Here is a 9,270-nt window from a genome sequence, read left to right on the forward strand (position 1 = left end):
TTAATGAAAAACTTATGAGTACAAACACAATACGTCTGATTTTGAATATATGTGCAATAATGCGGTATCACCATGACACTCCCGGATATTGAGACCATACAAGGACTTTCCAGTAAACAGGTAGCAGACCGGATAAGGACATTTGGATATAACGAACTCCCGGAACAGAAGAAAGACGGTATTATTGACATACTTCTTGAGGTTTTCAGGGAACCGATGTTTCTTCTCCTGGTAGCCAGTGGTATTATCTACTTTTTCCTTGGTGACATCACCGAAGCGGTCATGCTCATGAGCTTTGTGGTGGTCATCATCGGTATCACGGTATACCAGGAGCGAAAGACCGAACGGGCACTTGAAGCACTCCGGAATCTCTCAAGTCCCCGGGCACTTGTAATCAGGGATGGAAAGCAGAGACGAATCGCCGGACGGGAGGTTGTTCCGGGTGATATTCTCATCCTTTCAGAAGGGGACCGGGTTCCTGCCGACGGAATTCTCCTCTCATCAAACAATATCACGATTGACGAATCACTCCTTACCGGTGAATCGGTCCCGGTTCGAAAGATTACCTGGACGACAGGTCTGCCCCCACAGACTCCGGGCGGAGATGATCAGCCATTCGCATACTCCGGAACCCTTGTTGTCCAGGGTCAGGCCCTTATAGAAGTTAAAACCACCGGATCCCTGACCGAAATGGGAAAGATAGGCATGGTTCTTAAGGAAGTCGGGCGGGAAGATACCAGGCTGAAAGTGGAGATCTCCTCGATGGTGAAGGTAATCGCAACATGCGGCCTCTTTTTGTGTCTTCTCATCGTTATCATCTATGGAATCGGTCGGGGAGACTGGATATCCGGACTTCTTGCAGGAATTACTCTTGCGATGGCTATCCTTCCGGAAGAGTTCCCGGTGGTTTTAACGGTTTTTCTTGCACTTGGGGCATGGAGAATCTCACAAAAGCAGGTGCTGACCCGTCAGGTACCTGCAATTGAAACCCTGGGGTCTGCATCTGTTCTGTGCGTAGACAAGACCGGAACACTCACCCTCAATAAAATGACCGTGCAATCCTTTTTCGCAGATGATGAATTCTGTGAGCATGATGGCGCTGGTGAAAATTCAGTCCCTGATTCCTGTCATGAACTGTCCGAATACGCCATTCTTGCCTGTAAGAAAGATCCCTTTGATCCAATGGAAAAAGCACTCGTCCAGCTATCTCAGGGAGATTTTGGAAAAACAGAACATATACATAAAGATTGGAACCTCATCACCGAATATCCTCTCTCATCTGAACTCCTGGCGATGTCAAATGTCTGGCAGTCTCCGGACGGTCATGATTTTATTATTGCCGCCAAGGGAGCTCCGGAGGCGATTGCTGATCTCTGCCATTTTTCAGAGCCGGAACAGAGAAAACTGGCAGAACAGATAGATATGATGGCATCACGGGGACTTCGGATTCTTGGAGTTGCAAAATCGTCATTTTCACATACGGAGCTCCCGAGCATCCAGCATGACTTCGTTTTTACGTTCCTTGGTCTTATCGGGTTTGCCGATCCGGTAAGACCGGGGATCTCTGAAGCGGTGAGCGAATGTTATGCAGCCGGTATCAGGATAATTATGATAACCGGTGATTATCCACGAACAGCCCAGAATATTGCGAATCAGATAGGGCTTAAGCATGCACAGAGCCCGGTTACCGGAACTGACCTTATCGAGTTATCAGATGATGAGCTCAAAGACCGGCTCCGGACTGCTACGGTCTTTGCACGGGCCGTTCCTGAACAGAAACTGCGGATAGTCAAAGCACTGAAGGGAAATAATGACGTTGTTGCCATGACCGGTGACGGGGTCAATGATGCACCGGCTCTGAAATGTGCAGATATCGGAATTGCCATGGGTGGGAGAGGCACCGATGTTGCCCGTGAAGCATCATCCCTCGTCCTTCTTGACGATAATTTCACTTCTATCGTCTCTGCGGTCAGACTTGGCCGGAGAATCTATGACAACCTGAAGAAGGCAATGGCCTATATCTTCTCAATACACATCCCAATCGCCGGAATGTCTCTCATTCCCGTCCTCTTTGATATGCCGCTCATCCTCATGCCCATGCATATTGTATTCCTTGAACTCATCATAGACCCGACCTGTTCCATTGTCTTTGAGGCTGAAAAGGAAGAACATGATATCATGAACAGGCCGCCCCGGTCTGCGGATGAACGGCTCTTTACACCGAAAACTCTCTTTCTCAGCCTGATGCAGGGATTTGTTGTCCTGGGCGTTGTGCTCCTCGTATATCTTCATTCCCTGATGAGCGGGCTTGGTGAGGCAGAAGTGCGTACCATGACTTTTATCACCATTGTGCTCGCAAACCTGCTTCTCATCCTGACCAACCGGTCCTGGTCAGAGACGATAATCTCCACGATCCGGACACCAAATAAGGCAATGCAATGGGTATTTGCCGGAACGATAAGCAGTCTTGTCCTGATCCTGATAATTCCGGCACTCCGGGATCTCTTCAGGTTTTCATTGATTCCGGCGGAAGGAATAATCACCTGTGTGTTAGCAGCTGGCTTGAGTGTACTCTGGTTTGAGGCCTGGAAACTCTGGAACCTCAGAAAAAGTCCTGATTTCACGGATATTACATGATAAACCGGGTAATAACCCCATGTATCTTCTCAGAAGGCAGTGCATAAAACTGCACAAAGGGAGGAGATACCTTTTTGATTATCCCAAACAGGTTCCAGATCATCTTATCACTCATGATATTTTCAATCCCGTAAAAGATCGTCTTTTCATCTATCCCGTGCTGGCGGAGGAGTGATTCAACATCCAACACCTCCATGTATCCGGTTTCGATACTAAAAAACGACAACCCTTTCTCTATCTCCTGCTGAAAATAGGTGCTGATTCCAAAGGGATGGTTTGTCATCCGGATGGAGACGAAAATATTCGACTCATACAGGATGTTATTCTGAAAGAAGATAGTCCCAATGTATGGAGATACATATTTGATATCAGAGGTAAAGTATAGTCCGGCACCCGAAATTTTGCAGATAGATGCGTATAACTCATTATATCTTTCAATAAACTGGTCGTAGGGAATTGGTTTCAGGGTTGTATAGAGCTTTTTCTGTCCGGTGATAAAGATAACAATTATCGCGAATGGGACGGCTGCAAGGATGAGCGACCAGTATCCTCCATGAGGAAGTTTTGTCAGTGATGCCAGAAGGAAGGTTGCATCGATGACCAATAAGAGCGACATTATCCCGACTTTCACGTTATCTCTCTTCTTATAGAAGATGAGCAGTAGCATCAGGGTGGATATGGTCATATTTCCGGTAACGGCAAGGCCATACGCAGCTCCCAGATGTTCTGATGACTGAAAGGTGATCATGACCAGGAGCACGGATATCAGGAGCAGCCAGTTAACGGTATCGATGTAGATTTGCGATTGCATAGAGGAGGAGGTGAAGTCAATCTTCATCTTCGGAATGATCCGGGTGGTCATCCCCTGGTACACGATGGAGAACATCCCGCTGATCATCGCCTGTGATGCAATTATGGTTGCACATATACTAAGGAGCAGGAAAGGAAGATACAGGACACCTACCTGCGTTGAGACCATGGAAAAAAGGACCGAACCCATAGAACCATGTTCTAGAACAAACGCTCCCTGCCCGAGATAACTGAGCATAAGTGCCGGAAAGACGATATACCATCCTTTTATTATCGGTTCACGACCAAGATGGCCCATATCAGCGTAGAGTGCTTCTCCCCCGGTGATACATAATACGACTGCAGATAAGACCAGAAGAGAGACAATGCCCTGTTCAAGAAGAAATCCAAGTGCATAATGCGGGCTTAAAGCAAGCAGAATCCGTGGATTGTGGATGATTGCAAAACCACCGGTTACAGACAATGAAAGGAACCAGACGAGCATTACCGGGCCAAACATCCATGAAATCTGTTCTGTTCCCCGACGCTGGATACTAAACAGGCTGATTGCGATTATTGCAGCAATGCCGATAAGAATCATTCCGGACAGGTTTTCAAGCCCTGGAACTAATGCTATTCCTTCTACTGCCGATAGAATACTGATTGCCGGCGTAATAACCCCGTCACCCATAAACAGACAGATACCGATGATGGCAAGAAATGATATGGGAGGGACCAGGGATGATTCTTTCAGATGCGATAATAATACCTCTTTTAAGACGATTGTCCCCCCTTCACCCTTGCTGCTTACACTCATGGCAAGCCAGACATACTGGAGCGTGATAACGAAAAATAAACTCCAGAATATCAGGGACAGAATGCCAAAAATATTCTGTTCTGATGGATTTATGACTAGCAGAATGATACTTATCGTGTATATTGGACTGGTCCCGATATCCCCGAATACCAGGCCTAATGATTTTATTATCCGGGAATCAGCCAGCCGAGAAACCATAAGGTATCCTTTCCATAGAAACATTATAGGGTTTCTGGTTTTTTAAAAAGAACAAAAAATATGGGAATACATCAGAGAGAACTTTAGCCAACCTATTGGTGATTGCATCGGTGAGTGGAACTTTAGCATGACGGGATGTTTCAGGTGTCTACCTGTCTATGTGATAAAGGAGTAAAAAATGAGTATGAGACTTAAGGATTTTGTTTACACCGCATTCCAAGCCCAAAGATATACACATGAGAAAAACCTAGAATAAAGGTAAAATCAACACATTGCAATTGATATATCTGGTAAAAAAATTATCTCAATAGTTCATGCGTATCAAAAGATGATGGAGCGGTCAATTTTAGGAAGATATTGTCACCTGTATTAAAAAGGGGACTATTATCAGGACATATGGGGATTCAAAACCTTTTCCTGCATATTTGGAATCCCATGTACACAAAAACTGAACAATACATGTCAACTATGCTATTAATGAAACAGAAGGAACGATTGTAATTATTACAGCATATGAACCTGATCCGGAACTTTTGGATGAGACCTATACTTATAAGGTGAAGAAATGAAGTGCATTCAATGTAATGAAGGAGTAACGGTTGATGGTTTAACTACTGTCGCATTTGAGAAAAATGGAGTCGCGTTTCTTTTCAGACACGTTCCTGCAATGATTTGTCCGGTATGTGGTGAAGAGTATTTGTCAGAAGAGATTCAGGACAGGCTTACTGAAATAACTAACAGGTGCCTGGAACCAGGGCTGACAGTTAATGTGTATGATTTTCAGGCAGGACCAATAACTGCGTGAATATTACAAAATTTTCTTAATTGATGCGACCTTTCCAGCACGGTTGACTTATTATCACGAAAATCAGGGTTGGGGTTTTTCATCCTCAAAGGCTTTCATTTCTGCAACTAGGTCGTCCATACTCTCATTAAACAAGTTACGTCTCTCAATTATGTAATCACCGATCCCTGGATAATATATCCGGATAAACCGGGCGGTATCAACCGGTCCTAATTTCTCAATAAGTGCGGATATACTCTCTTATTGCAGTTGTGCAATAGGTTTTACTTTCATAAGAATTTAACAAACTCCTCAAGGCATCGTACCCGATGAGCGATTCTGTTTGCTGTAGTATGTGTAGAGAGTTTCGGAGTATTAATTAACCCATATCAGAAACAGTGTTATCTGATGGCGATAATCATCTGAAGGTTATAATGGGCTATTTTCCGGGAAACCTCCCGATTTCCTTCCTGTCGAACTATCAAGTATTCCTTGATAGTTCGTTCCTCGGTTAATTCACCCTCTTTAAGGACATTAAGGATATGGAGATTGATATTTTGCAAAGAGGTCTGATAGAGGTCAGCAATCTGGGCCTGGGTCATCCAGATGGTCTCACCATCAATGAGGATAGAGATTTTTGTTTTCCCGTCCTCTGTTTGGTACATGAGGAGGCTTTGATCAGGAGGAGCGGTCACGAAACGGACTCCTCGATAATTTTTACCATATATTCGTGGATGACATCTTTATAGAGTTCAGAAATGCCTGCTTTATTGTATACATCCCACCCGAGTGCTTCAAAGAAAGGGTTAAGGAACTCATTCCGGAGCTGAGTTTCGTTGTAATCCGTTGCGGTATATTTTGAACGATAAGAAGCAAACCTGTTTATGAGTTCAAGAACTTCGGGTGGACAAGGCATATAAAAAGATTATCGGTGGTGCATAAAAAAGAATCCGGTTTGTTCTATCCTGGTTTGAGTGATTTTAGATATTCCACATCTGCTCTGAAATCCCATAGCAAGGTGGGTTACATGACTGACAGTGCCGATACATCAGGTATGGGAGGGTGGTTTATAGCGGTATGAATGTATCTCCTTATAAACCGGATTACTGTATGACGCCATGAATTCATAAGCAGGAAGAGAAGATGGTAAAACCGATTCGCTGATATGATGTAATGAATCTTTGATTTAAAAAAATAAATCGGAATTTGATTCCGTTTTTTAATATTTTTCCGGTTTATACTGTGATTTCGAAGATCTCTTCTCTTTCACCCAGGTTGGCACTCTGGATTTTTTTTGCGGTTTGGATGATGGTGATTCAGATTTTTGTGGGGCTTCAGGTTTTCCTGGCTCCTTTTTAGCGGTTCTACCCGCCGGAATCGTGGAAACGGCTTTCGCTCCCGAGTATTTTTTGTCAGAGTCTGGAGTGGATTTTGGGCGGTTCTGACCTGATGGGGTCTTTGGTCTGATATCTCCTTCATACCGGGAACGTTCCGGACGAACTGGACTTCGTGAGTCCCCGGGGCTATTACGATTTTTCCACTCAGGTCTTGGAGATCTTCTTTCTTCTCCGGAAGGAGAGGAATATGTTCTTCTGGATTCAGGTGCAGGTCTTTTTTCGCGGAAATCCTGCGTCCTTTTATCTGATTTATTGTCAGACCGGCGTGTTCCCGGCACCCCGTCTATGAGAAGTTTTCTCCCCTCAAACACCGATTCGGGTAGGGTTTTTAGAATTTTCTGGGCCTGTTCCTCAGTTCCCATCTCAACAAATGCGTATCCTTTCCCTTCCATCATTTTTACATCAATAACAGTACCATATGCTGCTAAAAAGGAACGCAGTTTATCCGCTGTTACTGAATAGTTAAGATTTCCAATGAATAATTTTCTTTTTTTCATAATTCATCCTATTGCTCTCATTCCCTTAAATGGAGTAAACCCTATTGACTCCTGATAATTGATACATTTGATTAGTCATATCATACGCTTGCTGTGTGCTAGAATGTAACTGATGTCTGAAAAAAATCAAGATATCGAAATAATACTTTAGATCTGATCTCGTAAGCCATTAAAACTCGCCGGAACAGGTTCAATTTCTCTTTTCAAAGTCAGGCCGGGAACAGAAGGAAACGTCATCATAAAACTGGTATCTCTCTATGCACAATCCTGACCCGGCTTCCTAGTTCTTCAATTATTTTCTCTACCCACTCATCAAAGACCACTGGATAATTCGGCACTTTACCTGCAATTTCAATGCCAAGATCATCATCACGTTCGCTAACAGCCTCAAGCACCACACTACCCGGTGCATATCCTTCCGGAACAATCCCATCAATATCGCCATCAGTAATCCCAAGAATTGGGATTCCCCTAAAACAGCCGATATGACCACATATTGAGGTTGTATCATCACCAATCGTGAGAATCCCACAGATGTCCGGGTCAAAGGCACCATAACAGGCCATTGCTGAATGATCTATTACTGCAATTCGTCCGGTCTTTGATATCCGGTCACTCTTCTTCGGTTGTGATAACCGGATATTTCCACTCTTACACCATGCTTTTTGGATATCCGGGCATCCAAACCGCATCAGTTTTTCAACCCCGTGATCTTTGAGTTTTATACCCGATACTGCATGTAGTGCTCCATCCTTTATAGTAATGAGTGCTTCATCGCCGGTTGCATATCCGATGATGATCCCATTAACAAAAACCGGTTCTCCAGGCAGACACCCTCCTATGCACCGGGTATCAGGAGGATTGTCCGGGTGGGAATCTCCTGAACATATTTGATATCCGGTTATTTCAGACAGCCAAAGACAGAGAGAAGAATCTACAGTTCCCCAGATAAGGATCTTGCCGGTTCCGGGATCGATAAGAATCAGCCCACGATCTTTCAGATGGGAGTGGATTAAAGATCCAAACCGGTGAGCAGATGCATCTGTTTTTGCCCGATGAACAAGGATGGCATTATCTTCTGGGTATTCAGCTAAGATCTCACTTGGCCTTCTCCCGTCATACGTGACCAGAAGTCCGGATTCATCAGCGGCAGTCCTGGCCATTATTCCGGCAACGAGTGAGAGTTGTGGGCAAATCAGGGAGATGAGTCGGGCTGCATCACCCTGGTCAAAGACATCAGCTCCATGAAAGATGAGGGTAAAAGAGTTATTTTGTATTGTTATTCCTCCGGGTATTATGTAACTTCACAAATGCTGCTTACAAGTGACGTACCTGAAAGTACCATCTTTATCAGGCCGTGTCAAAAAACTCTGTGATCTTTCAGGATGTGAAAATTAGATCTCCCATCGTTCGATATTTCTTGTTTCCGGATTAAAGACAATCCCAATCTCGAATATCTGCCTTGAATCTGACCGGTACTTCTCTGCATATCCACGTCTTTTAATCTGGTCCAGAGGGCTTTCATCCCCACTCGTATCAATTCCAAGCACTTTGAACTCAAAGATCCAGATCCCGGTCCTTGTTTTAACGGTCAGATCAACTCGTCCTTTGTTTGAGGTATCTTCCGGAATAACCTCGTACCCAAGACTTGCAAAATACGTGTAAACTACGCTGGCATAATAGCCCTCATATCTGGCTATCGGATTGTTTCTGTACCAGTCATGTGGAATGGATGCAAAGAAAGAATGAAAACTTGAGTGCAGTTTTTTAGTATCCCCTTGCTCGAGTGCATCATACAAACGGTCACGTATTCCGGAGATATCATGACCGCTTAATGCCTCTAAGAAGAGAAAATTTAGTGATATCCGAACTTCAGTGTTTGGATATCCAAGGACGCAGCGAAAACCCCTGATTGGATCAGCAGACCATGATTTTATCGTCAGGTACCCTGCCTGAAAAAGGAGGGTCTCTGTCCGGATATTTTCAGGATCAAAGGATCCCAGGAGTTCATCGCCTGCAATAAGCCCGTCAAATTCTGCAGGAAGGCGGGGTTTCTTCTGCCAGAGGGTGATGAGAAATGAAGGTGTCCCGGTCTCAAACCAAAATGGCCGAAATACTCCTTTCGAGAAGAGAAGGAGAATATCAAACGGG

Annotated in this window: 8 protein-coding genes; 2 read left to right on the forward strand and 6 right to left on the reverse strand. The window is 44.4% G+C overall.

Going from position 1 to position 9,270, the window contains the following annotated elements:
• The first annotated feature begins 72 nt into the window (after window positions 1–72).
• Window positions 73–2,637 (forward strand): cation-translocating P-type ATPase, encoded by a 2,565-nt coding sequence (locus tag DLD82_RS12925; protein WP_109941545.1) that lies wholly within the window; start codon window positions 73–75, stop codon window positions 2,635–2,637.
• On the opposite strand, the gene DLD82_RS12930 is transcribed toward DLD82_RS12925, so the two are convergent.
• The gene (locus DLD82_RS12930; RefSeq protein WP_109941554.1) at window positions 2,630–4,441 is read right to left on the reverse strand and encodes a KUP/HAK/KT family potassium transporter; all 1,812 of its coding nucleotides are present in this window, start codon (window positions 4,439–4,441) and stop codon (window positions 2,630–2,632) included. The genes DLD82_RS12925 and DLD82_RS12930 overlap by 8 nt on opposite strands.
• 565 nt (window positions 4,442–5,006) lie before the next feature.
• Here DLD82_RS12930 and DLD82_RS12935 point away from each other — a divergent pair.
• Window positions 5,007–5,246, forward strand: coding sequence for a type II toxin-antitoxin system MqsA family antitoxin (locus tag DLD82_RS12935; protein ID WP_109941546.1), 240 nt, complete (start codon window positions 5,007–5,009; stop codon window positions 5,244–5,246).
• A gap of 380 nt (window positions 5,247–5,626) precedes the next feature.
• On the opposite strand, the gene DLD82_RS12940 is transcribed toward DLD82_RS12935, so the two are convergent.
• The 5 genes from DLD82_RS12940 to DLD82_RS12960 all read right to left on the reverse strand — a co-directional run.
• Window positions 5,627–5,920 carry a hypothetical protein gene (locus DLD82_RS12940; protein ID WP_109941547.1) on the reverse strand — a complete coding sequence of 98 codons (294 nt, stop codon included), beginning with the start codon at window positions 5,918–5,920 and terminating at the stop codon, window positions 5,627–5,629.
• Window positions 5,917–6,141, reverse strand: a complete 225-nt coding sequence (locus DLD82_RS12945) for a hypothetical protein (protein WP_109941548.1) — start codon at window positions 6,139–6,141, stop codon at window positions 5,917–5,919. The genes DLD82_RS12940 and DLD82_RS12945 overlap by 4 nt, the downstream gene beginning before the upstream one ends.
• A 303-nt stretch (window positions 6,142–6,444) precedes the next feature.
• Window positions 6,445–7,119: an RNA-binding protein gene (locus tag DLD82_RS12950; RefSeq protein WP_109941549.1), complete on the reverse strand. Its 675-nt coding sequence runs from the start codon at window positions 7,117–7,119 to the stop codon at window positions 6,445–6,447.
• A gap of 236 nt (window positions 7,120–7,355) precedes the next feature.
• Window positions 7,356–8,417 (reverse strand): DUF2117 domain-containing protein, encoded by a 1,062-nt coding sequence (locus DLD82_RS12955; RefSeq protein WP_219968389.1) that lies wholly within the window; start codon window positions 8,415–8,417, stop codon window positions 7,356–7,358.
• 96 nt (window positions 8,418–8,513) lie between these two features.
• On the reverse strand, window positions 8,514–9,270 hold a 757-nt coding region (locus tag DLD82_RS12960; protein ID WP_181391433.1), incomplete at its 5' end, for a PD-(D/E)XK nuclease domain-containing protein.

It is taken from the genome of Methanospirillum stamsii (assembly GCF_003173335.1).
Lineage (GTDB): Archaea > Halobacteriota > Methanomicrobia > Methanomicrobiales > Methanospirillaceae > Methanospirillum > Methanospirillum stamsii.

Excerpts from the sequence above, each read along its gene's own strand:
- DLD82_RS12925 (WP_109941545.1), top strand. The coding sequence starts at position 73 with ATGACACTCCCGGATATTGAGACCATACAAGGACTTTCCAGTAAACAG.
- DLD82_RS12930 (WP_109941554.1), bottom strand. The coding sequence starts at position 4,441 with ATGGTTTCTCGGCTGGCTGATTCCCGGATAATAAAATCATTAGGCCTG.
- DLD82_RS12935 (WP_109941546.1), top strand. The coding sequence starts at position 5,007 with ATGAAGTGCATTCAATGTAATGAAGGAGTAACGGTTGATGGTTTAACT.
- DLD82_RS12945 (WP_109941548.1), bottom strand. The coding sequence starts at position 6,141 with ATGCCTTGTCCACCCGAAGTTCTTGAACTCATAAACAGGTTTGCTTCT.
- DLD82_RS12950 (WP_109941549.1), bottom strand. The coding sequence starts at position 7,119 with ATGAAAAAAAGAAAATTATTCATTGGAAATCTTAACTATTCAGTAACA.